Source organism: Grimontia hollisae CIP 101886, assembly GCF_000176515.1.
Lineage (GTDB): Bacteria > Pseudomonadota > Gammaproteobacteria > Enterobacterales > Vibrionaceae > Enterovibrio > Enterovibrio hollisae.
On sequence record NZ_ADAQ01000007.1, the window covers coordinates 91,320 to 116,044 of the forward strand.

The 24,725-nt window shown below is 49.5% G+C and carries 19 protein-coding genes, 5 tRNA genes and 2 rRNA genes; 6 read left to right on the forward strand and 20 right to left on the reverse strand.

What is annotated here, in order from left to right:
- Position 1 precedes the first annotated feature (1 nt).
- Positions 2-211, forward strand: a complete 210-nt coding sequence (locus VHA_RS01665; RefSeq protein ID WP_005501187.1) for a hypothetical protein — start codon at positions 2-4, stop codon at positions 209-211.
- A 126-nt stretch (positions 212-337) separates the two neighbouring features.
- Here the strand turns inward: VHA_RS01665 and nudC are convergent, their stop codons facing one another.
- Complete coding sequence (gene nudC / locus VHA_RS01670; RefSeq protein WP_005501189.1) at positions 338-1,108, reverse strand: NAD(+) diphosphatase; 771 nt, start codon at positions 1,106-1,108, stop codon at positions 338-340.
- A 142-nt stretch (positions 1,109-1,250) separates the two neighbouring features.
- Between nudC and VHA_RS01675 the strand changes: the two genes are divergently transcribed.
- Positions 1,251-1,730: an Rsd/AlgQ family anti-sigma factor gene (locus tag VHA_RS01675; protein WP_005501191.1), complete on the forward strand. Its 480-nt coding sequence runs from the start codon at positions 1,251-1,253 to the stop codon at positions 1,728-1,730.
- Positions 1,731-1,996: 266 nt separating this feature from the next.
- Here the strand turns inward: VHA_RS01675 and pnuC are convergent, their stop codons facing one another.
- The 14 genes from pnuC to VHA_RS01745 form a co-directional block, all read right to left on the reverse strand.
- On the reverse strand, positions 1,997-2,728 hold the full coding sequence (gene pnuC, locus VHA_RS01680) for a nicotinamide riboside transporter PnuC (protein ID WP_005501193.1): 732 nt from the start codon (positions 2,726-2,728) through the stop codon (positions 1,997-1,999).
- A gap of 193 nt (positions 2,729-2,921) precedes the next feature.
- On the reverse strand, positions 2,922-7,136 hold the full coding sequence (gene rpoC, locus VHA_RS01685) for a DNA-directed RNA polymerase subunit beta' (protein ID WP_005501195.1): 4,215 nt from the start codon (positions 7,134-7,136) through the stop codon (positions 2,922-2,924).
- 142 nt (positions 7,137-7,278) lie between these two features.
- Positions 7,279-11,304, reverse strand: a complete 4,026-nt coding sequence (rpoB, locus tag VHA_RS01690; protein ID WP_005501200.1) for a DNA-directed RNA polymerase subunit beta — start codon at positions 11,302-11,304, stop codon at positions 7,279-7,281.
- A gap of 229 nt (positions 11,305-11,533) precedes the next feature.
- The gene (gene rplL / locus VHA_RS01695) at positions 11,534-11,902 is read right to left on the reverse strand and encodes a 50S ribosomal protein L7/L12 (RefSeq protein WP_005501201.1); all 369 of its coding nucleotides are present in this window, start codon (positions 11,900-11,902) and stop codon (positions 11,534-11,536) included.
- Positions 11,903-11,962: 60 nt separating this feature from the next.
- Positions 11,963-12,451, reverse strand: a complete 489-nt coding sequence (gene rplJ, locus VHA_RS01700) for a 50S ribosomal protein L10 (protein WP_005501210.1) — start codon at positions 12,449-12,451, stop codon at positions 11,963-11,965.
- Between the two features lie 237 nt (positions 12,452-12,688).
- Positions 12,689-13,393 (reverse strand): 50S ribosomal protein L1, encoded by a 705-nt coding sequence (gene rplA / locus VHA_RS01705; RefSeq protein WP_005501211.1) that lies wholly within the window; start codon positions 13,391-13,393, stop codon positions 12,689-12,691.
- Positions 13,394-13,397: 4 nt separating this feature from the next.
- A complete protein-coding gene (gene rplK / locus VHA_RS01710) occupies positions 13,398-13,826 on the reverse strand; it encodes a 50S ribosomal protein L11 (protein WP_005501212.1) in 429 nt (142 codons plus the stop codon).
- A gap of 124 nt (positions 13,827-13,950) precedes the next feature.
- Positions 13,951-14,496 (reverse strand): transcription termination/antitermination protein NusG, encoded by a 546-nt coding sequence (nusG, locus tag VHA_RS01715; RefSeq protein WP_005501213.1) that lies wholly within the window; start codon positions 14,494-14,496, stop codon positions 13,951-13,953.
- 10 nt (positions 14,497-14,506) lie between these two features.
- On the reverse strand, positions 14,507-14,878 hold the full coding sequence (gene secE, locus VHA_RS01720; RefSeq protein WP_005501214.1) for a preprotein translocase subunit SecE: 372 nt from the start codon (positions 14,876-14,878) through the stop codon (positions 14,507-14,509).
- A gap of 220 nt (positions 14,879-15,098) precedes the next feature.
- Positions 15,099-16,283, reverse strand: coding sequence for an elongation factor Tu (tuf, locus tag VHA_RS01725; RefSeq protein WP_005501217.1), 1,185 nt, complete (start codon positions 16,281-16,283; stop codon positions 15,099-15,101).
- A 109-nt stretch (positions 16,284-16,392) separates the two neighbouring features.
- Positions 16,393-16,468: transfer RNA gene (locus tag VHA_RS01730), tRNA-Thr, on the reverse strand.
- Positions 16,469-16,478: 10 nt separating this feature from the next.
- Positions 16,479-16,553, reverse strand: a tRNA-Gly gene (locus VHA_RS01735).
- Between the two features lie 39 nt (positions 16,554-16,592).
- Positions 16,593-16,677 (reverse strand) — tRNA-Tyr (locus tag VHA_RS01740).
- A 22-nt stretch (positions 16,678-16,699) separates the two neighbouring features.
- Positions 16,700-16,775 (reverse strand) — tRNA-Thr (locus VHA_RS01745).
- A gap of 210 nt (positions 16,776-16,985) precedes the next feature.
- Here VHA_RS01745 and coaA point away from each other — a divergent pair.
- The gene (coaA, locus tag VHA_RS01750) at positions 16,986-17,921 is read left to right on the forward strand and encodes a type I pantothenate kinase (protein ID WP_005501218.1); all 936 of its coding nucleotides are present in this window, start codon (positions 16,986-16,988) and stop codon (positions 17,919-17,921) included.
- Here coaA and birA read toward each other — a convergent pair.
- A complete protein-coding gene (gene birA / locus VHA_RS01755; protein WP_005501219.1) occupies positions 17,911-18,888 on the reverse strand; it encodes a bifunctional biotin--[acetyl-CoA-carboxylase] ligase/biotin operon repressor BirA in 978 nt (325 codons plus the stop codon). The genes coaA and birA overlap by 11 nt on opposite strands.
- On the reverse strand, positions 18,876-19,934 hold the full coding sequence (gene murB / locus VHA_RS01760; RefSeq protein WP_256597267.1) for a UDP-N-acetylmuramate dehydrogenase: 1,059 nt from the start codon (positions 19,932-19,934) through the stop codon (positions 18,876-18,878). The genes birA and murB overlap by 13 nt, the downstream gene beginning before the upstream one ends.
- 63 nt (positions 19,935-19,997) lie before the next feature.
- On the opposite strand from murB, the gene VHA_RS01765 reads away from it, so the two are divergent.
- From VHA_RS01765 to VHA_RS01775, 3 genes are all read left to right on the forward strand, one after another.
- A complete protein-coding gene (locus VHA_RS01765; protein WP_040527986.1) occupies positions 19,998-20,432 on the forward strand; it encodes a GNAT family N-acetyltransferase in 435 nt (144 codons plus the stop codon).
- Positions 20,433-20,544: 112 nt separating this feature from the next.
- Positions 20,545-21,894, forward strand: a complete 1,350-nt coding sequence (pssA, locus tag VHA_RS01770) for a CDP-diacylglycerol--serine O-phosphatidyltransferase (RefSeq protein ID WP_005501222.1) — start codon at positions 20,545-20,547, stop codon at positions 21,892-21,894.
- A 10-nt stretch (positions 21,895-21,904) separates the two neighbouring features.
- Complete coding sequence (locus VHA_RS01775; protein WP_005501224.1) at positions 21,905-22,525, forward strand: nicotinamidase; 621 nt, start codon at positions 21,905-21,907, stop codon at positions 22,523-22,525.
- Positions 22,526-22,805: 280 nt separating this feature from the next.
- Here VHA_RS01775 and VHA_RS01780 read toward each other — a convergent pair.
- From VHA_RS01780 to VHA_RS01790, 3 genes are all read right to left on the reverse strand, one after another.
- Positions 22,806-22,882: transfer RNA gene (locus tag VHA_RS01780), tRNA-Asp, on the reverse strand.
- Between the two features lie 42 nt (positions 22,883-22,924).
- Positions 22,925-23,040 (reverse strand): 5S ribosomal RNA (gene rrf, locus VHA_RS01785).
- Between the two features lie 168 nt (positions 23,041-23,208).
- Positions 23,209-24,725 (reverse strand): 23S ribosomal RNA (locus tag VHA_RS01790); the annotation flags it as partial.

Consider the following 24,725-nt stretch of genomic DNA (forward strand, 5'->3'; position numbering starts at 1 on the left):
TATGGAACCCACAGCAGTACTGGCGGATCCCTTGGCTGAGATCGATTTTCTGGCGGAAGGTTTTATGCGGGATCCTTATCCCGTCTACCAGAAGCTGATCGCGCAGGAGCCAGTTTTTTACTCCGAGCGCTATCGCCACTACAAATACAAAGGCCAAGAATTCGTGTTGGCAAAACACATCCGGTTTGAAGGGAACGACTACCCAAAATAAAGCATCGCCATTTTATCGCCATCCAATCACTATAAATTCAGTAAAGCACTGTAATTAAACCAATAAAAACAATAGTTACTATAATCGCATCTTACCCGCCTCCCTACGGCGGGCTTTTTTTGCCTGCTACCTGCTGGCACTTGCGGCTGATACACACGCCTCAATCAGACATCTGGCAATGGTGCCTTTCGGTGCCACCAGCGGAAGATTATCAGCACTAAACCAACGCGCATCCGTCAGTTCTTCATAGTCAGGGTTAATGTCACCACTGGCATAGTCAGCAATAAAACCCACCATCAGGTTGGACGGAAATGCCCAGGGCTGGCTATCGAAATAGCGAATATTACAAACCTCTATCCCTGTTTCTTCTTTCACTTCGCGCGCCACGCACTGCTCCAGCGTTTCCCCGGTTTCAACAAAGCCTGCAATGACGGTGTACATGCCGTTTTTGTGGCGGGGATGATGTGCCAGTAAGATTTGATCCCCTTTTTTCACCGCCACAATCACGCACGGCGATATCTTTGGGTAGTGCACCGCATCGCAAGATGGGCAAACCATCGCTGGATGAGAAGCTTCAAAGTGATTTAGGTTCCCACAGTGACTGCAAAATTTTTGAGTCTGACGCATATAATCCAGCTGGATTGCACGGCCTGCGAGATTGAATAACGTGGCAGGTAAATGAAGCAGGCTTCTCAACCCATCAAACTCAGCACCAATTGCATAATGATGCATATCTGCATACACAACAGGATACCCTTCATGACAACCTATTACGTAGCTTGCTTCAACGCATTTATCCAATTGATTTTTTGGGATAAGTGGCAGCTTGTGATCGATCTGCCATAGTTTCCCATCAGTTACACAACACAGGTATACAAGATCTTTTTGATCAGACATAACACAACTTCGATCCTTGCTTAGCCAGACAATTTGGGGCACTCTAAATTCAGTAACCTGATGTTAGACAATTGATGGCCTGAATGATATGGCTGTAATCCTATAAACGCGCTCAGGTGCGCTGATCATGAGGAACGTGGTCATGCTAAACAAACTTGAAAAAACGCAGCAACAGTGGGGCGGCTACAGTGATGTGATCGACTACTGGTTAACGTTAAGACAGGAATTGTTGGTCCAGTATTGTAAAGTTGCAGGCCTTTCCGGCAGCAAAAAAAATTGTCTGCCTACCGAAGAAAAATTGAACCGTTTCTGTGAAGCACTGGTGGATTATATTTCCGCTGGCCACTTCAAAATCTATGACATGGTGATGGAGCACTGGAAAACAATTGGTTTTTCGACCAACGAAGAGATTGATAACCTGTATTTCCATATCGTAGAAACCACTGAGCCATTACTGAACTTTAATGACAAATACAGTGATTTTGTACTGGATGATGATAACTTCGCAGGCTTTGATAATGATATCTCAATGGTGGGCGAAATCATGGAAATGCGCTTTGAAAAAGAAGACAAGTTGATCCAGCTGATTGCAAACAGCCTTTCCATTTCTCCCGAGGCATAAAACCCTTTACCCTGTATTCCAACTGGTGGGTAACGCAGGCGTAAACCTGCCAGATTGCAACAACAATTGGCAGGCTACATATCAAGATCTCATTGACGGTGAGGGTATTTAAGATGATAAAGGCCATCATCTGCTTTTAGCACATATTCGCTGTCTGCATAATCTGCGACGCCTTCTTAAACATCTGCTTTATATATCACCGTATAGGGCGGTTCGCTCAAAAATCTGATTTTATCTAACCGATATACGATCTCGTTTAATGGATCTTACGCCTCTTTTTCCTTAAAAGTGCCAGCACGAGGCATTGCCAGCTGTATCCATTCCCGGGTGCCATTCATCGCGATAAAGAGCAGGATTGCGTATTGTAATGACAATACGTAAACACCTTGCGCCGCATATAAGCCAACACTGATAATATTGATGACTACCCACAGAATCCAGTTTTCAACATACTTACGTGTCATCAGGATTTGTGCCACCACAGACAGTACAGTGACCGCTGAATCCCAGAATGGGAAAGCGTCAGGTTGTAACGCTGGATGCGCCAGATCAGCACCGAAAAGATTCAACCCATCAACGGCCACATTTGCCAGTGCAAAAAAGACAGGATCAATATATAGCGTCATCAAGGCGACACTAACCACACTCACCAAGACAGTGACCATCAATTTGCTTTTCTCTAGCCAACGTACTTTCAGGCGCTCGCCATTTGCCATTGGGTGAGTCCAAGCATACCAACCATACACGTTGGCACAGAAGAAAAACACCTGCAGGAGAAGAAGGGCATAAAGCTGGATCTGGTAGAAGATAACGGCAAACAGGGAAACATTTATCAAACCAAACAGGTAGTTAATTGTTTTTTCTTTGCTGGCAAACCAGATACATAGTAGCCCAAACACAGCGGCAATGGCTTCGATCCAAGACATCGCATAGCCACCTACGCCTAACGGGATATGTACCAAGGTGTTGTTGATATCAAACAAAGCTAAAAGGTTCATATAATCGCCTTAACAGAATGGAATGATGTGATGGTAAATAAGTGCGAGGGGGAAACAGAGAACGAATGCTTCCCTGATCGCAGCCAAATCTGACTTCCACCCAATTCTGGATAAGTGGGTGATGTGACATTCCCCTGGCGCACAAAAAAGGCATCCCGAAGGATGCCTTTTATAATATCAAGTTAGCGAGGAATTAGTTATCGTCACTCAGGCCTGCATTGAGCAGCGCAGCCAGATCCTGAGATGCCTGTTCAGCATCGATTTGCGGTGCAACTGGCTCTTCTACCACATTGCGACGCGCTTGGCGGGCTTTGTGGTAAGCAAAACCGGTACCCGCAGGGATCAGGCGACCAACGATAACGTTCTCTTTCAGGCCGCGCAGTTCGTCGCGCTTGCCTGATACTGCCGCTTCGGTCAGAACGCGGGTCGTTTCCTGGAACGATGCCGCAGAGATGAACGATTCGGTAGCCAGAGACGCTTTGGTGATACCCAGCAGATCGCGCTCGAAGGTTGCAGGCTGTTTGCCTTCAGCTTCCAGCATACGGTTCGCAATGGTCACGCGAGAGTACTCAACCTGCTCGCCTTCCAGAAACTCAGAGTCACCGGCAGACAGGATAGTCACTTTGCGCAGCATCTGACGAACGATAGTTTCGATGTGCTTGTCGTTAATCTTAACGCCCTGCAAACGGTAAACGTCTTGTACTTCGTTGGTGATGTACTCAGTTACCGCACGCACGCCACGAAGACGCAGAATGTCGTGTGGAGACTCTGGACCGTCAGCAATGACGTCACCTTTCTCAACCTTCTCACCTTCAAATACGTTGAGCTGACGCCACTTAGGAATCATCTCTTCGTAAGGCTGACCTTCAGCTGGCGTGATGATCAGGCGGCGTTTGCCTTTGGTTTCTTTACCGAAGGAAACGGCACCTGAGATCTCTGCCAGAATTGCTGGCTCTTTCGGCTTACGTGCTTCGAACAGGTCTGCAACGCGTGGCAGACCACCTGTGATATCTTTGGTACCACCAGATTCCTGAGGAATACGTGCCAGTGTGTCACCGATACCTACCATGGCATTATCATCCAACTGGACGATTGCTTTACCCGGCAGGAAGTACAGTGCTGGCATTTCAGTACCAGGGATCATCACGTCGTTGCCCGCTGCATCAATCAGCTTCACGGCAGGACGCATGTCTTTACCCGCAGAAGTACGCTCAGCTGCGTCCAGAACCACCATGGAAGACAGACCGGTCAGTTCATCGGTTTGACGTTGAACAGTGATACCGTCAATCATATCAACGAACTGGATACGACCTTCCACTTCCGTGATGATTGGCATGGTGTGCGGATCCCAGTTAGCCACGGTTTCGCCCGCAGTAACGGCATCGCCATCCAGCTTGCTCAGCACACAACCATAAGGCAGCTTGTAGCTTTCCTTAGTACGGCCAAACTCATCAACGATAGTCAGCTCAGAAGCACGCGATGTGATCACCAGCTTACCAGCGTTGTTGGTAACAAACTTCGCATTATGCAGGTGCATAGAACCGTTGTTCTTCACCTGGATGCTGCTTTCTGCTGCCGCACGAGATGCCGCACCACCGATGTGGAACGTACGCATCGTCAGCTGGGTACCCGGCTCACCGATTGACTGTGCCGCGATAACACCAACAGATTCACCGTGGTTAACCAGGTGACCACGTGCCAGGTCACGACCATAACAGTGTGCACAACAACCAAAGTCGGTTTCACAGGTTACAACAGAGCGCACTTTCACCTGGTCAACAGAGTTTTGCTCCAGGATGTCACACCACTTCTCGTCAAGCAGGGTGTTACGTGGCGCCAGCACTTCATCGGTACCCGGCTTAAGCACGTCTTCTGCCACCACACGGCCCAGAACACGCTCACGCAGTGCTTCTTTAACGTCACCACCTTCGATAACCGCCATCATGTTGATACCTTCTGAGGTACCACAATCAGTTTCGGTTACTACTACGTCTTGCGCTACGTCTACCAGACGACGGGTCAGGTAACCGGAGTTTGCTGTCTTCAGTGCAGTATCCGCCAGACCTTTACGCGCACCGTGCGTGGAGATGAAGTACTGGAGTACGTTCAGACCTTCACGGAAGTTCGCGGTGATTGGCGTTTCGATGATCGAACCATCTGGTTTCGCCATCAGACCACGCATACCCGCCAGCTGACGAATCTGTGCAGCAGAACCACGCGCACCGGAGTCGGCCATCATGTAAACGCTGTTGAACGACTTCTGCTCTTCCTCTTCACCGTCACGGTTAATCACGGTGTCGTAAGACAGGTTATCCATCATCGCTTTAGCAACTTGTTCGTTTGCTGCCGCCCAGATATCGATAACTTTGTTATAGCGTTCACCAGCCGTTACCAGACCAGACTGGAACTGCTCCTGAATCTCAGCAACTTCTGCTTCTGCCGCTTCGATCAGATCGTATTTCGCCTGTGGGATCACCATGTCGTCGATACCAACAGAAACACCAGACAGTGCCGCGTAGGCGAAACCGGTGTACATGATTTGGTCAGCGAAAATAACGGTGTCTTTCAGACCCAGTTTACGGTAACAGGTGTTCAGCAGTGCAGAGATCTGCTTCTTGCCCAGCGCCTGGTTAACAATGCTGTATGGCAGGCCTTCAGGCACGATTTGCCACAACATCGCACGACCAACCGTGGTGTCCACCAGCTCAACTTTCTCAGAGCGGTTACCCAGCTCATCGAACAGCACTTCTTTGATACGGACTTTAACGCGTGCATGCAGTTCAGCATTGCCGGTGCGGTAGGCTTTTTCCGCTTCCGCAGGACCAGACAGGTACAGGCCTTCACCTTTTGCGTTAATCTTGTCGCGGGTCATGTAGTACAGACCCAGTACAACGTCCTGAGAAGGTACGATGATTGGATCACCGGACGCAGGAGACAGGATGTTGTTGGTCGACATCATCAGCGCACGCGCTTCAAGCTGTGCTTCCAGTGTCAGAGGTACGTGAACAGCCATCTGGTCACCGTCGAAGTCGGCGTTATATGCCGCACAAACGAGTGGGTGCAGTTGGATTGCTTTACCTTCAATCAGTACTGGTTCAAACGCCTGGATACCCAGACGGTGCAGTGTCGGCGCACGGTTCAGCAGTACTGGGTGTTCGCGGATAACTTCATCCAGGATATCCCAAACCACCGCTTCTTCGCGCTCAACCATTTTCTTGGCTGCTTTGATGGTGGTCGCCAGACCACGTGCTTCCAGCTTGCCGTAGATAAAGGGTTTGAACAGCTCAAGTGCCATCTTCTTAGGAAGACCACACTGGTGCAGACGCAGGTATGGACCCACGGTGATTACCGAACGGCCAGAGTAGTCTACACGCTTACCAAGCAGGTTCTGACGGAAACGACCTTGCTTACCTTTGATCATGTCTGCCAGAGACTTCAGAGGGCGCTTGTTCGAACCAGTAATGGCACGGCCACGGCGACCGTTGTCCAGCAGGGCGTCAACTGACTCTTGCAGCATACGTTTTTCGTTACGTACGATGATGTCAGGTGCAGCCAGATCCAGCAGGCGTTTCAAGCGGTTGTTACGGTTGATAACACGACGGTACAGATCGTTCAGATCAGAGGTCGCGAAACGACCGCCATCCAGTGGTACCAGCGGACGCAGATCCGGCGGCAGAACTGGAAGTACAGTCAGGATCATCCACTCAGGATTGTTTCCAGACTGCAGGAATGCTTCAACAAGCTTCAGGCGCTTGGTGATTTTCTTGCGCTTGGTTTCAGAGTTGGTTTCTTCCAGCTCTTCGCGCATCAGTTCAGCTTCAGCGGCCAGATCCATATTTGCCAGCAACGCTTTCACTGCTTCGGCACCCATGCGGGCATCGAATTCATCACCCCATTGCTCAAGCGCGTCAAGATACTGTTCTTCAGACAGCATCTGACCACGTTCAAGATCGGTCATGCCGGGTTCGATCACAACGTATGATTCGAAGTACAGAACACGCTCGATGTCACGCAGAGGCATGTCCATCAGCAGGCCGATACGGCTTGGCAGTGATTTCAGGAACCAGATGTGGGCTACGGGTGAAGCCAGCTCAATGTGACCCATACGCTCACGGCGCACTTTAGTCTGAGTAACTTCTACACCACATTTTTCACAGATCACGCCACGGTGCTTCAGGCGCTTGTATTTACCACAAAGACATTCGTAGTCTTTTACCGGGCCAAAGATACGTGCACAGAACAGACCGTCACGCTCAGGCTTAAAGGTACGGTAGTTGATGGTTTCTGGCTTTTTCACTTCACCAAATGACCATGAACGGATCATGTCTGGTGAAGCAAGACCGATTTTGATTGCATCAAATTCTTCGGTCTTGTGCTGTGCTTTCAGAAACTTAAGTAAGTCTTTCACATTCGGCTCCTGTGAGGAGTTGACCCATAAAAGTGCAGACACTCTGCACTTTCATATTGATACCGGAAATTCCCTTTGTATTTGAGATGCAGCTTTATTGCTGCATCTCGTTTTACGCTGGGAAGTGCAAACAAGCCGGGGCTTATTCGTCTTCCAGCTCGATGTTGATACCCAACGAGCGGATTTCTTTCAGCAATACGTTGAAAGATTCCGGCATACCCGGTTCCATGCGGTGATCGCCGTCGACGATGTTCTTATACATCTTCGTACGACCGTTCACGTCATCCGACTTAACAGTCAGCATTTCCTGCAGGGTGTATGCTGCGCCGTATGCTTCCAGCGCCCATACTTCCATCTCACCGAAACGCTGACCACCGAACTGAGCCTTACCACCCAGCGGCTGCTGAGTAACCAGACTGTAAGAACCGGTAGAACGGGCGTGCATCTTATCGTCAACCAGGTGGTTCAGTTTCAGCATGTACATGTAACCGACAGTTACAGGACGCTCAAACTTCTCACCAGTACGACCGTCGAACAGGGTCAGCTGGCCAGATTCTGGCAGATCACCCAGTTTCAACAGTTCTTTGATTGCCGGCTCTGGTGCACCATCGAACACAGGGGTTGCGATTGGCAGACCGTCACGCAGGTTTTCGATCAGCGTGCGAACTTCATCGTCTGTCAGTGCAGAAATATCCACTTTCTGACGGGTATCGCCCAGATCGTAAACCTTCTGCAGGAACTCACGGAACTTCGCCAGCTCTTGCTGCTCTTTGATCATCTTGTTGATCTTGTTACCGATACCTTTCGCCGCAAGGCCAAGGTGGGTTTCCAGGATCTGACCGATGTTCATACGAGACGGTACACCCAGTGGGTTCAATACGATATCGACTGGCTCACCGTGTTCGTCGTACGGCATGTCTTCAACAGGGTTGATCTTCGAGATAACACCCTTGTTACCGTGGCGACCCGCCATCTTATCACCAGGCTGGATACGACGCTTAACAGCCAGGTAAACCTTAACAATCTTAAGGACGCCCGGTGCCAGATCGTCACCCTGAGTGATCTTACGGCGCTTGGTGTCAAACTTCTTATCGAAGTCAGCTTTCAGTTCGTCGTACTGCTCAGCCAGTTGCTCCAGCTGAGTTTGCAATGCTTCATCGTCAAGGGTCTGGGACAGCATTGTCTGACGATCCATGTTCGCCAGCTTGTCTTCGCTGTAACCGGCTTGTGCCAGCACACCACGAACACGCGCGACCAGACCACCTTCCAGAATCGAGAACTCTTCTGTCAGGTCTTTCTTGGCTTCTTTCAGCTGCATTTCTTCGATTTCAAGCGCACGCTTGTCTTTCTCTACGCCGTCACGGGTAAATACCTGTACGTCGATAACTGTACCGGATACACCGTTAGGCACACGCAGAGAAGAGTCTTTCACGTCAGACGCTTTCTCACCGAAGATTGCGCGTAGCAGTTTCTCTTCTGGTGTCAGCTGGGTTTCGCCTTTTGGCGTCACTTTACCCACCAGAATGTCGCCGCCTTTCACTTCTGCACCGATGTATACCACACCGGATTCGTCCAGCTTAGACAGCGCCGCCTCACCCACGTTAGGGATGTCAGCAGTAATTTCTTCGCTACCCAGTTTGGTATCCCGCGCCACACACTGGAGTTCCTGAATGTGGATAGTCGTCAGGCGGTCTTCCTGTACAACGCGCTCAGATACAAGGATGGAGTCCTCGAAGTTGTAACCGTTCCAAGGCATGAACGCGATACGCATGTTCTGGCCCAGTGCCAGCTCACCCAGGTCGGTAGAAGGACCGTCAGCCAGTACGTCACCACGCTGCACAGGCTCGCCTGGCATCACGCATGGACGCTGGTTGATACAGGTGTTCTGGTTTGAACGGGTGTACTTCGTCAGGTTGTAGATGTCGATACCTGCTTCGCCCGGTACCAGTTCATCTTCATTAACCTTAACAACGATGCGTGATGCGTCAACGGACTGGATAACACCACCACGTTTCGCAACCGCAGTTACACCTGAGTCAACCGCTACCGCACGCTCAATACCGGTACCGACCAGCGGCTTATCAGCACGCAGGGTTGGTACAGCCTGACGTTGCATGTTCGCACCCATCAGTGCACGGTTAGCATCGTCGTGCTCAAGGAACGGGATCAGGGATGCTGCCACCGATACAACCTGGTTAGTTGCAACGTCCATGTACTGAACATGGTCACGTGGGTGCAGACCTGATTCACCTTTCTGGCGAGCTGTGATCAGTTCGTCAGCGAAAGAACCATCTTCGTTAAGCACAGCGTTCGCCTGCGCGATAACGAATTGACCTTCTTCAATCGCAGACAGATAGTCGATTTCATCGGTTACTTTACCATCAACTACTTTGCGGTAAGGCGTTTCTAGGAAGCCGTACGGGTTAGTACGTGCAAACGCGGAAAGCGAGTTGATCAGACCGATGTTTGGACCTTCAGGGGTTTCGATTGGACACAGGCGACCATAGTGGGTTGCGTGTACGTCTCGAACCTCAAAGCCTGCACGCTCACGCGTCAGACCACCTGGACCCAGTGCTGAGATACGGCGCTTGTGCGTGACCTCTGACAGCGGGTTGTTCTGGTCCATAAACTGTGACAGCTGGGAAGAGCCAAAGAACTCTTTTACTGCCGCAGAGATAGGCTTGGCGTTAATCAGATCCTGTGGCATCACGTTGTCGAGATCGCCAAGGCTCAGACGCTCTTTAACCGCACGCTCAACGCGTACCAGACCAACACGGAACTGGTTCTCTGCCATTTCGCCCACAGAGCGGATACGACGGTTGCCCAGGTGGTCGATATCGTCCACCTCACCGATACCATTACGGATATCGATAAGTTTACGCATCACTTCAATGATGTCGTCATGGCTCAAAACGCCGGAACCGGTCATTTCTTCACGGCCCAGGGAACTGTTGAACTTCATGCGGCCTACCGCAGACAGATCGTAACGATCTTCTGAGAAGAACAGGCTTTCGAACAACTGTTCTGCTGCTTCACGCGTTGGTGGCTCACCAGGGCGCATCATACGGTAGATTTCAACCAACGCAGTCAGGCGGTCAGTCGTGCTGTCGATACGTAGGGTATCTGACATGTACGGACCATGATCCAAGTCGTTTGTAAACAGGGTTTCGATCTTCTTGTGACCAGCCTGAGACAGATACGCCAGGGTTTCCAGGCTCAGCTCTTGGTTAGCTGCCGCAATGATCTCACCGGTTTCCTCGTTGATGTAGTCACGTGCAGCCACTTTGCCCACGATGTACTCAACAGGAACTTCAATTTGTTTGATGCCGTCTTTTTCAAGCTGGCGAATGTGGCGCGCTGTGATGCGACGACCTTGCTCAACGTATACCTTACCGTCAGCTTCGATATCGAAGCTCGCGGTTTCACCGCGCAGACGATCAGGTACCAATTCCATCACCAGAGACTTACCTTGTACTTCGAAAACGACTTTTTCGAAGAACAAATCAAGGATTTGCTCAGTGGTATATTCCAACGCACGCAGAATGATCGATGCAGGCAGCTTACGACGACGGTCAATACGAACGTACAGCAAATCCTTAGGATCGAATTCAAAATCCAACCATGAACCACGGTATGGAATGATTCGCGCGTTATACAGCACTTTACCTGAGGAATGGGTTTTACCCTTATCGCTGTCGAAGAAGACGCCCGGGCTACGATGCAGCTGGGATACGATAACCCTCTCAGTACCGTTGATAACAAAGGTACCATTGTCTGTCATGAGTGGGATCTCACCCATGTAGACTTCTTGCTCTTTGATGTCTTTTACGGTGCCAGCAGGTGCATCTTTGTCAAACATCACCAAGCGCAGTTTAACGCGCAGTGGTGCAGAATAAGTGACGCCACGGATCTGACATTCTTTAACATCGAAAACTGGCTCACCGAGACGATAGCTAACGTATTGCAGCTCGGAATTGCCGTTGTAGCTCTGAATCGGGAAGACAGAGCGAAAGGCAGCTTCAAGACCGTATTGCCCTTCTGGATCCTGCTCGATAAATTTTTCGAAAGAATCAAGCTGGATAGACAGCAAGTATGGCACGTCCAGAACTTGAGGACGCTTACCAAAATCCTTACGGATACGCTTTTTCTCGGTATAAGAGTAAACCATAGGGTTCCTCAGCTCGCTGATAAGTGACCCAAACTGTCCAGACTGAGGGACAGTAACTAATAACCAACCGTTTACTGTAGGAACATCAGAGGGTTAATTCCGATGCTTTTGCATGGTCAGCAGTGACTAAACGGGGTGCAAAATTCACTACTGCCCTACAGCGCAAAAAGGCCGGTGGCCATTTAGCCACCAGCCATTAGCCTTTTCAGGCTAGGAAGCTAAGCAATAATTACTTAACTTCAACAGAAGCACCAGCTTCTTCCAGTTCTTTCTTCAGTGCTTCAGCTTCTTCTTTAGAAACACCTTCTTTCAGAGGAGCTGGAGCGCCGTCAACAACTGCTTTCGCTTCTTTCAGGCCCAGACCAGTTGCGCCACGAACTGCTTTGATTACTGCAACTTTGTTTGCACCAGCAGCAGTCAGGATTACGTCGAATTCAGTTTGCTCTTCAGCCGCTTCACCAGCAACTGCGCCGCCAGCTACTACTGCTGCAGCAGCAGTAACACCGAATTTCTCTTCCATTGCTTCGATCAGTTCAACAACTTGCATTACAGACATTTCTGCAATTGCGTCTAGGATTTGCTCGTTAGTGATAGACATAACAATTCTCTTTAAAGTCAACAATTAGTTTAATTAGCAACCAGTAAAAAGCAATGCGAATTACGCAGCTTCTTTCTGATCGCGGATAGCCGCGATAGTGCGAACCAGCTTGCCAGCAGACGCTTCTTTCATGCACATCATCAGACGTGCGATAGCTTCGTCGTAAGTTGGCAGTGTTGCCAGTACTTCAGCGTCAGTCAGTGCGCCTTCGAATGCAGCAGCTTTGATTTCAAAGTTTTTGTTCTCTTTCGCGAAATCTTTGAAAAGACGCGCTGCAGCACCTGGGTGCTCAGTAGAGAACGCGATCAGTGTAGGACCAACAAAAACGTCTTTCAGACATTCGTAGTCAGTGCCTTCCACTGCGCGACGTGCCAGTGTGTTACGAACGACTTTCATGTAAACACCCGCTTCACGCGCTTGTTTACGTAGATTCGTCATCGCGCCAACTGTTACACCGCGAGAATCAGCTACAACTGCAGACAGGGCACCGCTGGCAGCTTCGTTGACTTCAGCAACAATTGCTTTTTTGTCTTGAAGATTTAATGCCATTTGGATTTGCTCCTGGATTGTTTTTACACCACTCGCTGCTTCACAGCAGGAGAGTCATTACGGTGCAGATCCAAGAAAGAAATATATCTATCATGTTCTGGCACCGTCTACGTAGGTAATGATTAAGTCTCCGTTCCGAAGAACTTGACACCTACGGTCTTGGACGAAGCCCGGCAAGCCGGACTTAGCCATGAATTCGAAGCGACAAATTATACAGCAATCCGTCGCTTCAAGCAATTAGTTTGCGTTCGTGTCCAGTGTGTTCTGGTCGACCGCTACACCTGCACCCATAGTGGTAGAGATGCTGACTTTCTTGATGAAAGTACCTTTTGCTGAAGAAGGCTTCGCTTTCTTCAGAGCAACCAGCAGCGCTTCCAGGTTACCTTTCAGCTTGTCAGCATCGAAATCAACCTTACCGATGGTGGTGTGGATGATACCGTTCTTGTCGTTACGGTAACGAACCTGGCCTGCTTTCGCGTTCTTAACCGCTTCTGCAACGTTAGGCGTTACAGTGCCCACTTTCGGGTTTGGCATCAGACCACGAGGCCCCAGGATAGTACCCAGTTGACCTACAACGCGCATTGCATCTGGTGATGCGATAACAACGTCGAAGTTCATCTCGCCTTTCTTCACTTGCTCAGCTAGGTCTTCCATACCAACAACGTCAGCACCTGCTTCTTTTGCCGCTTCTGCGTTCGCACCCTGAGTGAATACCGCTACGCGGATGTCACGGCCAGTGCCGTGTGGCAGTACAGTTGCGCCACGAACGTTTTGGTCTGATTTACGTGCATCGATGCCCAGGTTTACAGCAACGTCTACACTTTCAACGAATTTAGCAGTAGCCAGTTCTTTCAGAAGAGCAACGGCTTCATTGATGTCATACTCACGGGTCGCATCAACTTTCTCGCGGATCACGCGCATGCGCTTAGTCAGTTTTGCCATTGTCTTAACCCTCTACTACCAGACCCATTGAACGAGCGGTACCAGCGATTGAGCGTTTCATCGCTTCAATGTCTGCACCAGTCATGTCTTTCGCTTTAGTTTCCGCGATCTCCTGGATCTGAGCGTCGGTAACAGTACCTACTTTCTCAGTGTTAGGGCGGCCTGAACCAGACTTAATGCCAGCAGCTTTTTTTAGCAGAACAGCTGCAGGTGGTGTCTTGGTTTCGAAAGTGAAAGAGCGGTCACTGTATACAGAGATAACCACTGGGATAGGCAGGCCTTTTTCCATAGACTCTGTACGTGCGTTGAACGCTTTACAGAATTCCATGATGTTAACGCCGTGCTGACCCAGAGCAGGACCAACTGGTGGACTTGGGTTAGCCATACCAGCTGCAACTTGCAGCTTGATGTAAGCTTCTACTTTTTTAGCCATTATTCAATACCTAAATTTGGGTTCAAACGTCTACTTTTAGCAAGCAGACTCCCCGTTTAACAAAAGGGCGCGAAATTGTATTCAAATTTCACGCCCCTAGCAACTGTTCCCGTGCAAAAAATGATCAGGTTTTTTCTACCTGGCCAAATTCCAGTTCTACCGGTGTAGCACGACCAAAGATGGACACCGACACTTTCAGGCGGCTCTTTTCATAATCCACTTCTTCAACCACGCCGTTAAAGTCCGCAAACGGGCCTTCGGTCACGCGTACCACTTCACCAGCTTCGTACACGGTTTTATGCACTGGCGACTCGCTCGCTTTCTCCAGACGGTTCAGGATCGCATCCGCTTCTTTGTCAGAAATCGGTGCAGGGCGATCTGGCGTACCGCCGATAAAACCCATCACACGAGGTACACTACGTACCAGGTGCCATGACTCGTCGTTCATCAGCATCTGAACCAGAACATAACCAGGGAAGAACTTACGCTCGCTCTTGCGACGCTGACCTGCGCGCATTTCAACCACTTCCTCGGTAGGTACCAAAACCTCACCAAAGTAGTCTTCCATCTCGTGCATCTTGATATGTTCTTTCAAGGATTTTGCTACCCGGCCTTCAAAACCGGAGAACGCTTGAACAACATACCAACGTTTTTTCGGAGCTTCGCTCATGTAGTTAACCTCACACGCCAGTGATTAGGCGGACCAGACGGACCATGATTCCGTCGATGCCCCACAGGATGAGCGCCATGACGACAGTGACAGCCAGAACGATGAGAGTGGTCTGTAAAGTTTCCTGACGCGTTGGCCAAACGACTTTACGCACTTCCATACGTGATTCACGTGCAAAGGTGATCGCTGCTTTACCTTTGGCAGTCAGTGCAGCGACACCAGCAGCAGCAGCAACCAGTACAACAACGGCTGCAGCCCGAAGCACGACAGACATATCACTGTACAGGCTATTTCCCACTACTGCCACAGCCAATAAGGCAAAGACCACAACCCATTTCAGGGTGTCCATTGACCCGGTTGGGGCTTCAGCATTCGCTTTCATACATTCTACCTGTAACTAGTCTACTTCATAGACGACAACAACCTCGCGTCAGCGAGGTAAAGGAATAAGGAAAATCACGTTTGGTTGAAGCAATCGTTTATTTTCTTATCCCTAAAACAATAACCACTGCGACAAATCGGTGAAAAAAAGTTCAATCCAATGGTTTGGCGCAGAAAAAGGGCATCAAATGATGCCCTTTTTGCTAGTGCGTCGTCAAATCTTATTCGATGATTTTAGCAACAACACCTGCACCAACGGTACGGCCACCTTCACGGATTGCGAAGCGCAGACCTTCGTCCATTGCGATTGGCGCGATCAGAGTAACGATCATCTTGATGTTGTCGCCTGGCATTACCATCTCAACGCCTTCTGGCAGTTCGATAGTACCGGTCACATCAGTTGTACGGAAGTAGAACTGTGGACGGTAGCCTTTGAAGAACGGAGTATGACGGCCGCCTTCGTCTTTAGACAGAACGTATACTTCTGACTCGAAAGTAGTGTGAGGAGTGATAGAACCTGGTTTCGCCAGAACCTGACCACGCTCAACTTCGTCACGCTTGGTACCACGCAGCAGAACACCTACGTTCTCACCTGCACGGCCTTCGTCCAGAAGCTTACGGAACATTTCAACACCGGTACAAGTGGTCTTGGTGGTCTCACGGATACCAATGATTTCAACTTCGTCACCGACAGTGATAACACCTTGCTCAACACGACCAGTTACAACTGTACCACGGCCTTGGATTGAGAAGACGTCTTCGATTGGCAGGATGAATGGCTTGTCGATCGCACGCTCTGGCTCTGGAATGTAAGAATCCAGCGCTTCTGCCAGTTCGATGATCTTCGCTTCCCACTCAGCTTCACCGTTCAGTGCACCCAGTGCAGAACCGCGAATAACTGGGCAGTCGTCGCCTGGGAAGTCGTACTCAGACAGCAGCTCACGCACTTCCATCTCTACCAGTTCCAGCAGCTCTTCGTCGTCAACCATGTCACACTTGTTCATGAAAACAAGGATGTATGGAATACCTACCTGGCGACCTAGCAGGATGTGCTCACGAGTTTGTGGCATTGGACCGTCAGTTGCCGCAACAACCAGGATACCACCGTCCATTTGCGCAGCACCGGTGATCATGTTCTTCACATAGTCAGCGTGTCCTGGGCAGTCTACGTGCGCGTAGTGACGTGAAGGAGTATCGTACTCTACGTGTGAAGTAGAGATAGTAATACCACGCTCACGCTCTTCTGGTGCGTTGTCGATAGATGCGAAGTCACGCGCTGCACCGCCGTAGTTTTTCGCCAGTACAGTACAGATTGCTGCGGTCAGAGTAGTTTTACCGTGGTCAACGTGGCCGATAGTACCAACGTTAACGTGCGGTTTCGTACGTTCAAATTTTTCTTTAGACATGACAGTCCCTCTAAGCACGGTATTTCGGTGGCATAACGACCACACATACAACAAATGTTTTTTGTTGAGTATATGACAAATGGCTTGAAGTAACTTGGGAGAGAAAGCGTGGTGCTGATACCCAGATTTGAACTGGGGACCTCACCCTTACCAAGGGTGCGCTCTACCGACTGAGCTATATCAGCACGTTAAGATTGGAGCGGGCAGCGGGAATCGAACCCGCATCATCAGCTTGGAAGGCTGAGGTAATAGCCATTATACGATGCCCGCTTTCAGTTTCTCGTAGAGCTATTCAAACTATCTGAAATATGGTGGTGGGAGAAGGATTCGAACCTTCGAAGGCTGAGCCGTCAGATTTACAGTCTGATCCCTTTGGCCACTCGGGAATCCCACCAAATTGTTCTGCTTTGTCGTTATGGTGCCGGCTGCCGGAATCGAACTGGCGACCTACTGATTACAAGTCAGTTGCTCTACCAACTGAGCTAAGCCGGCGACAAGTGCTGCGCATTCTATGCAATGATTTTTGGTGTTGCAATAGGTAATTTTAAAATTTTTCCTAAATCCATTCTTGCAGTGCATTTATTCATCAATTTGCCCCACTTTTTAGCTAGATGACACATCCTTAAATCGGCATCATACTTTCACAATGATTGGGGATAAGGTATTGTCGCTTTCCTCAATCGAAACAGATTCACCAAAAACATGAGTGATTTACTAACGCCTTATTTGTCATTTGACCGTAAACAATGGTCTGAATTGCGTGATTCAGTGCCCATGACACTTGACGAGAGCGATCTCGAAAAGCTACGTGGTATTAATGAGCATTTGACGATGAATGAAGTGCGTGACATCTATCTGCCACTCTCGCGACTATTGAATCTGTATGTGAAAGCCCGCAAAAGCCGTACCCAGGTACTGGAACACTTTTTGGGACAAAAAGACAACAACGTTCCCTACGTAATCGGTATCGCTGGCAGTGTGGCTGTTGGTAAAAGCACGACCGCTCGCTTGCTCAAGGCTCTGCTCGAGCGCTGGCCTGAACACCCTAAGGTAGAGCTGATTACTACTGATGGTTTCCTGTACCCGAACAAGGTATTAAATGCGCGTAGCCTGATGAAAAAGAAGGGCTTTCCTGAGTCTTATGATATTCGCAGGTTGGTTCAGTTCGTTGCTGACGTTAAATCAGGTAAGCCACGTGTTGAAGCCCCCGTCTATTCACACCTGGTCTATGACATCACACAGGAAATCAAAATAGTTCAGCAACCTGATATCTTGATTGTTGAAGGGTTAAATGTCCTGCAAAGCGGCATGGATTACCCTCACGAGCCACACCGGGTGTTTATCTCAGATTTTCTCGACTTCTCTATCTATGTTGATGCAGACAGTGATTTACTGAAAACCTGGTATATCGAACGGTTCATGGCATTCCGTAAAGGGGCATTCCAAAATCCAACCTCTTACTTCCATCACTACACCAAGCTATCCCATGAAGCTGCTGTCCAAACAGCAACCGGAATTTGGGAAGAGATCAATGGTAAGAACCTGATAGAAAACATCCTGCCAACCCGTGAACGCGCAGGGCTGATCCTGCAAAAAGGCGCAAATCACGCGGTACAAACTGTCAAGGTCAGGAAGTAACTCCATCGTCAGCGCGCAGGCTTATCTCTCCGCCAAGGTAAGGCGTGATGCCAGTGTCAGTTTCCAGCAATAATGCCCCTTGCTCGTTGATGCCCCGCGCAATACCTTTGACCACTCGCTCCCCCAGCAACAGCTTGACTGCACGATCACGGAAATTATCATAACGCGCCCACTGCGCCACAAAGCCAGTCATTCCAAATGCTTCATACTGCTTAAGGGCATCGGTCACACCATTGATTAACGCTGCAGCCAGGGTATTTTTATCCGGCAGTATTTGACAGGCATCCCTAAGGTTCGCCCAACGCTGGTCTACTTCATCCGTAGCAGGCATAGAGACATTAAGCCCCATTCCAATGACCAGGTGCGCAGCATCCCCGGCTTGTCCGGTCATTTCGACCAAAATGCCAGCGAGCTTTCTGTCATGCCAATACAGGTCATTCGGCCACTTTACTTTCACATCCTCAGCGCCAAGTTTTTGCAACGTTTCCGCCATAGAAACCCCAACGACCAGGCTAAGTCCCATTGCAGCAGCCATGCCAGCATCTAAACGCCAATAGAGAGAGAGATAAAGATTCGTACCGAAAGGGGAAAACCATGTCCGGCCACGGCGGCCGCGACCAGCCTGCTGATACTCTGCCAGACAGGCCGAACCGGATGTCAATTGACCTACCCTGTCTAGCAGGTACTGATTAGTGGAATGAATCACGGGTATCAATTCAAATCCCGGCACCTGCAGCCGTTCCTCCAATGCCTTTTCATCAAGCAAATCAAGGGGAGCCGGCAAACAGTACCCCTTACCCTGAACACGGAAAACGTCTACACCCCACTGTTGCAACACCTTGATATGCTTACTGATCGCTGCACGGCTCATGCCCAACGCTTCGCCTAGTTTCTCACCGGAGTGAAACTGACCATCCGCCAGCAATTTAATCAGAGCCAAACGGGGTTTGTTGTCTAATGCTGGCATATTGCCTCCAGAGTAGTTTCCGCTGTTGCCCCCATAAACCGCACTTCATGCTCAAGGAGAACACCAAAGCGTGCATAGACGGTATCCACCACATGTTTGGCTAATGCGATAACATTGTCTGCGGTCGCATTCCCCTTGTTGATTAACACCAACGCCTGCTTATTATGCACTGCAGCATCACCGATGCAGTACCCTTTCAGCCCGCACTGATCAATAAGCCACCCCGCTGCCAGTTTCACCTCGCGTTCAGAAACATCAAATGAAGGCATTTTTTCGTACTGCTCAAGCAGGGCTTTTACCTGTTCACGGGGTACCACCGGATTTTTAAAGAAACTGCCGGCATTACCCAATATCTCTGGATCTGGTAATTTCTCACGACGGATTTCACACACTTTATCGAACACCTCTTTCGCTGAAAGGTCTGCTTTATGGGAGAGATCGTTAAGTGCACCGTAACCAATAACAGGTACCCAAATTTTGGAAAGCTTGAGCCCTACCGCAACAATGATGGCTTTATCTTTCAGCTCACGTTTGAACACAGAGTCCCGATAACCAAACTCGCAGTCACCCGCTCCCATGCGTACAATTTCGCCGCTTTCCAGCATCAACACATCGACATATTCACAGCGCTCATTCAGTTCAACCCCATACGCTCCGATGTTCTGAATTGGCGCTGAACCAACTAACCCAGGAATAAGTGCCAGGTTTTCCAGCCCCGGCATCCCGTTTTCAATTGTCCAGCGAACAAGCTGGTGCCAGTTTTCACCGCCGGCCACATGCAAATGCCAGTCAAACTCAGTCTCCTCAACCTCAACCCCTTTCAGGCGATTGAGGACCACCACACCGTCGAAGTTCTCGCAAAAGAGCAGGTTACTGCCTTCCCCAACAATGAGTTTTGCTTCGTTGGCGTAATCATGCCAAATGCGGATAAGATCATCCGCCGTTTGCGCTTCCACGATAATCTTGGCGTTTATGTCTATGCCAAAGGTGTGAAAAGATTTCAGCGATGTATTGGACAGAGTTTTCATTCGGATCGTAGTGTCAATCTGATAAAGTCTTAACCGCGTATACTACCCCATCTGCCTTGAATTCACAGTGATTTGGTAACCATGCATAATTACAGAATCGCCCCCTTAGATCCGCAGCGCTTCCCACTCGTTATGCGCTTTTACAAAACCCATTATCCAGCAGGCAAGCCTAAAAAAGATGAAGTGATATGGACGATCGAGGGGAGCTTAGGCATCAAAGGGGCCGTGAGGTTTCGCCAGTTCGGTGATTTTCAGTTGCTGACAGGTATGTTGATAGACCCAGCACTGAGAAGACAGAGCATCGGCGCATCACTGCTTATTGCTGTTGAACAACAAATAAAGGTGAAAACCTGTTATTGTCTGGCTTACTCCCACCTTAAGACTATGTATGAAAAGGTGGGATTCGCCACTATCGCGGTCAGTGAATTGCCAGAAGACCTACACGGAAGATACCTAAGCTATTGCAACAGCGGTAAAAATCTTATCCCGATGATACACAACCCGAGATCTCGGTGATAAATCGGGATGACTAACACATCAAGAACACTAGAAATTGTACGATTTCTGGTACAATACAAGGTTTGATTTGCGTTAACACGACCACAGTGTCGAACTGAATGAGGCAACAATGGTTTCAGCTACTGCCAATAAGCAGTTGATCGATCAACTCCCGAAAATTGCGCAACGTCCAGATCAATTAGAAACGCTGCTCGATGCGATGACCTTTAGGGAGCGTCTGCTTCACGAAATAGCCCGCGCTCAACACCGTATTTATCTGGTTGCACTTTATCTGCAAGATGATGACGCTGGCCGCACGATTCTTGATGCGCTTTACAATGCGAAACAAAAAAATCCCTCGCTGGATGTCAAGGTACTCGTCGACTGGCATCGCGCCCAACGCGGTCTGATTGGAGCTGACAAGTCAGATGGCAATGCGGCGCTTTATCGCAAATATGCAGAGAAGTATCCCCATAAAATAGACGTGCTGGGTGTACCAGTCAGAAACCGCGAAGTATTTGGTGTCCTTCACCTAAAAGGCTTTGTTTTTGACGACACGGTGGTTTATAGCGGCGCCAGCCTGAATGATGTCTATCTGGCACAACACGATCGCTATCGTTATGATCGCTACCATGTCATCAACAGTAAAACCCTAGCTGACTGCATGGCTGACTTTATTGGAAATACACTGGTCGCCAGTGATGCAGTGACATGTCTGGCGCAACCAAATCGCCCTGACGTAAAAGTCTTGAAGCCTGCCATTCGTGATCTTCGCGCCAGGCTACAAAACGCGAGCTACCAATTTCTCCCCGAACCTATTAACGAAGACCAGATAGGTCTGACACCTATGGTTGGGCTAGGTAAGAAAAAAAATCTCCTCAACATACAAATCTGTCGTCTTATCGCCAGTGCTGAGGAAGAACTGATCATTTGCACACCTTACTTCAACCCACCACGCAGTGTCACCCGCGAGATCCGGCGTGCACTTCGACGGGGAGTCTATGTCACCATCATCGTGGGTGACAAAACTGCCAATGATTTTTATATCCCCCCCAGCGAACCTTTCAAGACGATTTCCGGGTTGCCTTATCTATACGAAATGAATCTGCGTAACTTCGCACGTAGAAATGAAGCGGCCATTGCGAAGCGACAGTTAAAAATCCACCTATGGAAACATGATGACAACAGCTTCCACCTAAAAGGTATCTGGGTTGACCGCTCATACATGCTACTGACAGGTAATAACCTTAATCCACGAGCCTGGAAGTTGGACTTGGAAAATGCCATCTTACTTCACGACAAGCAAAAGCTGCTTGAAACAGAAGCCCAGCGTGAAATCGAAAAGATCCTGGAACACACGCAACTGATTGGCAGCTACAAGCAAATTGATAACCTTGATGCATATCCGACTCAGGTGAAAAAACTGCTCAAGCGCATCAAACGTATTAAAGCAGACCATCTACTTAACCAGATCCTTTAAGGAAAATAACGTGATTGCATCTATCGACGTTGATCCGCAAAAAACCTTCACGCCACTCTGCCCCAACGAATTACCGGTTAATGGGGGCGACAGCATTGGTCCTGCGCTCAATAGGCAGGCTGGGAAAGCCCATTTTCGCGTCCTGACGAAAGATGCACATCCCGCTAATGCTGTATGGGTTGTCGACAACCACGACAAGATGCTCTCACCTTTAGATCATCCCAACGCCGATCTGACTTGGGTTTCTCATGCTGTCCCAGGGACTGCAGGGTTCGAAACGATCCCTGCATTACCTGCAATTACAGATTACGATCACGTGATTTGGAAAGGGGTTGAGCCTGATCTTCATCCTTATGGCGCCTGTTTCCATGACATTCAAGAAAAACTCAGCACAGGGCTTATCGAGTGGTTAAAGGCAAAGAACGTGTCAACAGTCCTTGTCGGCGGGCTCGCTACCGATTACTGCGTAAAAACCACAGCACTGCAACTTAAAAAGAGTGGAGGATTTGATGTTTGGGTCAACCTGGAAGCATGCCGGGGAATTGCAGATGATACTACCCTAAACGCATGTATCGAGATGCGCGATGCTGGCATTCATATCATAAAGCGCCTTGAAGAATTCAACGTTTAATGCAAGACATACTATGTCTACTCATACCTATTCCATTCATTCACTAGTCAGATTCACCGAGACCCTAATTAGCCGCATTCCTTTCTTTGACCAGATACACGTTGTCGTATTTCGCTGACCAAGCTTCGCTTCATCCATAAACCATAAACAAGATCTGAACATATTTCAGGTGAATGCCTCCGAGAATCTTAAGGGCAGAAGGGAAAACGATCTAGCTTTAGATATCAAATAACGCAAACAGCAAAAAGCCCTGCTATTGCTAGCAGGGCTTCTGAAGAAGTGGCGGAGCGGACGGGACTCGAACCCGCGACCCCCGGCGTGACAGGCCGGTATTCTAACCAACTGAACTACCGCTCCACTCAAATTAACGTCCGTTCACAACGTTAACCTAAATTAGAAGCCTGGCGATGTCCTACTCTCACATGGGGAGACCCCACACTACCATCGGCGCTGCTCTGTTTCACTTCTGAGTTCGGCATGGAATCAGGTGGGTCCAAAGCGCTATGGTCGCCAAGCAAATTCTGTATCGGGGTTCTCGGTCCTGGGTGACTAGGCCCCGGGAACGCCCATTAAATCTTGGAAAACTGACCGCGGTTGCTCTTCCTAGGTCCTAGCAACCGCTCTCTCTCTTTACACACTCTTTGTGTTCTTACTTGAGTCCGCCAAAACCCCTTGGGTGTTGTAGGGTTAAGCCTCACGGGCAATTAGTATCAGTTAGCTCAATGCCTCACAGCACTTACACACCTGACCTATCTACGTCGTCGTCTCCAACAACCCTTTAGAAGGCTTTTAGCCTTAGGGAGAACTCATCTCGAGGCTCGCTTCCCGCTTAGATGCTTTCAGCGGTTATCAATTCCGAACTTAGCTACCGGGCAATGCCACTGGCGTGACAACCCGAACACCAGAGGTTCGTCCACTCCGGTCCTCTCGTACTAGGAGCAGCCCCTCTCAATTCTCCAACGCCCACGGCAGATAGGGACCGAACTGTCTCACGACGTTCTAAACCCAGCTCGCGTACCACTTTAAATGGCGAACAGCCATACCCTTGGGACCGACTTCAGCCCCAGGATGTGATGAGCCGACATCGAGGTGCCAAACACCGCCGTCGATATGAACTCTTGGGCGGTATCAGCCTGTTATCCCCGGAGTACCTTTTATCCGTTGAGCGATGGCCCTTCCATTCAGAACCACCGGATCACTATGACCTGCTTTCGCACCTGCTCGAACCGTCATTCTCGCAGTCAAGCGGGCTTTTGCCATTGCACTAACCTCACGATGTCCGACCGTGATTAGCCCACCTTCGTGCTCCTCCGTTACGCTTTGGGAGGAGACCGCCCCAGTCAAACTACCCACCAGACACTGTCCTCACCCCAGATAATGGGGCTAAGTTAGAACATCAAACATACAAGGGTGGTATTTCAAGGATGGCTCCACGGCAACTGGCGTCACCGCTTCAAAGCCTCCCACCTATCCTACACATGTAGGCTCAATGTTCAGTGCCAAGCTGTAGTAAAGGTTCACGGGGTCTTTCCGTCTAGCCGCGGGTACACAGCATCTTCACTGCGATTTCAATTTCACTGAGTCTCGGGTGGAGACAGCGTGGCCATCATTACGCCATTCGTGCAGGTCGGAACTTACCCGACAAGGAATTTCGCTACCTTAGGACCGTTATAGTTACGGCCGCCGTTTACTGGGGCTTCGATCAAGAGCTTCTCCCTAAGGATAACCCCATCAATTAACCTTCCAGCACCGGGCAGGCGTCACACCGTATACGTCCTCTTTCGAGTTTGCACAGTGCTATGTTTTTAATAAACAGTTGCAGCCACCTGGTATCTGCGACTGCCCATAGCTCCATCCGCCAGGGACTTCACCGCGGGCAGCGTACCTTCTCCCGAAGTTACGGTACCATTTTGCCTAGTTCCTTCACCCGAGTTCTCTCAAGCGCCTTGGTATTCTCTACCCGACCACCTGTGTCGGTTTGGGGTACGGTTACTGATAACCTGAAGCTTAGAGGCTTTTCCCGGAAGCAGGGCATCAATGACTTCAACACCGTGGTGTCTCGACATCGTGTCTCAGTATATAGCAAGCCGGATTTGCCTAACTCACCTACCTACGCACTTGAACCTCGACAACCGTCGCGAGGCCCACCTAGCCTTCTCCGTCCCCCCATCGCAGTTATCAGCAGTACGGGAATATTAAC

What these genes read in the sequence shown, in the direction of transcription:
- VHA_RS01665 (WP_005501187.1), top strand. Translation starts at nt 2, where the DNA reads ATGGAACCCACAGCAGTACTGGCGGATCCCTTGGCTGAGATCGATTTT.
- nudC (WP_005501189.1), bottom strand. Translation starts at nt 1,108, where the DNA reads ATGTCTGATCAAAAAGATCTTGTATACCTGTGTTGTGTAACTGATGGG.
- VHA_RS01675 (WP_005501191.1), top strand. Translation starts at nt 1,251, where the DNA reads ATGCTAAACAAACTTGAAAAAACGCAGCAACAGTGGGGCGGCTACAGT.
- pnuC (WP_005501193.1), bottom strand. Translation starts at nt 2,728, where the DNA reads ATGAACCTTTTAGCTTTGTTTGATATCAACAACACCTTGGTACATATC.
- rpoB (WP_005501200.1), bottom strand. Translation starts at nt 11,304, where the DNA reads ATGGTTTACTCTTATACCGAGAAAAAGCGTATCCGTAAGGATTTTGGT.
- rplL (WP_005501201.1), bottom strand. Translation starts at nt 11,902, where the DNA reads ATGTCTATCACTAACGAGCAAATCCTAGACGCAATTGCAGAAATGTCT.
- rplJ (WP_005501210.1), bottom strand. Translation starts at nt 12,451, where the DNA reads ATGGCATTAAATCTTCAAGACAAAAAAGCAATTGTTGCTGAAGTCAAC.
- rplA (WP_005501211.1), bottom strand. Translation starts at nt 13,393, where the DNA reads ATGGCAAAACTGACTAAGCGCATGCGCGTGATCCGCGAGAAAGTTGAT.
- rplK (WP_005501212.1), bottom strand. Translation starts at nt 13,826, where the DNA reads ATGGCTAAAAAAGTAGAAGCTTACATCAAGCTGCAAGTTGCAGCTGGT.
- nusG (WP_005501213.1), bottom strand. Translation starts at nt 14,496, where the DNA reads ATGAGCGAAGCTCCGAAAAAACGTTGGTATGTTGTTCAAGCGTTCTCC.
- secE (WP_005501214.1), bottom strand. Translation starts at nt 14,878, where the DNA reads ATGAAAGCGAATGCTGAAGCCCCAACCGGGTCAATGGACACCCTGAAA.
- tuf (WP_005501217.1), bottom strand. Translation starts at nt 16,283, where the DNA reads ATGTCTAAAGAAAAATTTGAACGTACGAAACCGCACGTTAACGTTGGT.
- coaA (WP_005501218.1), top strand. Translation starts at nt 16,986, where the DNA reads ATGAGTGATTTACTAACGCCTTATTTGTCATTTGACCGTAAACAATGG.
- birA (WP_005501219.1), bottom strand. Translation starts at nt 18,888, where the DNA reads ATGCCAGCATTAGACAACAAACCCCGTTTGGCTCTGATTAAATTGCTG.
- VHA_RS01765 (WP_040527986.1), top strand. Translation starts at nt 19,998, where the DNA reads ATGCATAATTACAGAATCGCCCCCTTAGATCCGCAGCGCTTCCCACTC.
- pssA (WP_005501222.1), top strand. Translation starts at nt 20,545, where the DNA reads ATGGTTTCAGCTACTGCCAATAAGCAGTTGATCGATCAACTCCCGAAA.